At 43.7% G+C, this 785-nt stretch carries 2 protein-coding genes and 1 pseudogene; 1 reads left to right on the forward strand and 2 read right to left on the reverse strand.

Annotation, left to right across the window (positions count from 1 at the left end):
* The coding region (locus CIK04_RS26530; RefSeq protein WP_128824721.1) for a DUF3316 domain-containing protein at nucleotides 1-202 on the forward strand (202 nt) is incomplete at its 5' end.
* A 158-nt stretch (nucleotides 203-360) separates the two neighbouring features.
* Here CIK04_RS26530 and rpmG read toward each other — a convergent pair.
* The gene (rpmG, locus tag CIK04_RS26535) at nucleotides 361-531 is read right to left on the reverse strand and encodes a 50S ribosomal protein L33 (protein WP_011078893.1); all 171 of its coding nucleotides are present in this window, start codon (nucleotides 529-531) and stop codon (nucleotides 361-363) included.
* Between the two features lie 15 nt (nucleotides 532-546).
* Nucleotides 547-782 (reverse strand): annotated as a pseudogene (rpmB, locus tag CIK04_RS26540) (50S ribosomal protein L28).
* Between the last annotated feature and the right edge of the window lie 3 nt (nucleotides 783-785).

Below are 785 nucleotides of genomic sequence, written 5' to 3' on the forward strand. Positions count from 1 at the left end.
CACAGAGCTGCGCGCCATGACGCCAACTGAACTGACTCACGAGCTTTCCGTATTTAGCCAACGCCCTGTTTACGATTCACTGAAAATTTCAGACATTGAAGTGAAAGTAGAAGAATTTGCGAAAGAGAGCGGCAAAGTGGCTTACCGCGCGATTGTCGATGTTGACTACCAATACCAATACCGTGAAAGCAGCAATAGCTAGGTTCTAGGTTCTAGGTTCTAGGTTCTAGGTTCTAGTTCTAGGTTCTAGTTCTAGTTCTAGGTTCTAGGTTCTAGGTTCTAGGAGGAGCTTAAAAACAGCAAATAAAAAACCCAGCTCGAAAGCTGGGTTTTCTACAATCTTCAAAGAGACTCAATCAATTACTTGATTTTCGCTTCTTTGTACACAACGTGCTGGCGTACTACTGGATCAAATTTTTTGATCTCGAACTTGCCTGGCATGTTGCGCTTGTTTTTGTCAGTTGTGTAGAAGTGACCAGTATTTGCAGTAGATACTAGACGAATTTTCTCACGAATGCCTTTCTTAGCCATTGCTAATTCCTCTTATTAAACGTTTTCGCCGCGTGCACGCATATCAGCTAGAACAACATCGATGCCTTTCTTATCGATGATGCGCATGCCTTTAGCAGTCAGACGTAGTTTAACAAACGTTTTTCGCTACTCTTACCCAGAACGATGAGTTTGTAGGTCGGCAGAAAACGACGCTTAGTAGCATTTCGTGCGTGTGAGCGGTTGTTACCAACTGCAGGACGCTTACCAGTTACTTGGCATACTCGGGACATGAA

Source organism: Vibrio sp. 03_296 (assembly GCF_002265885.1).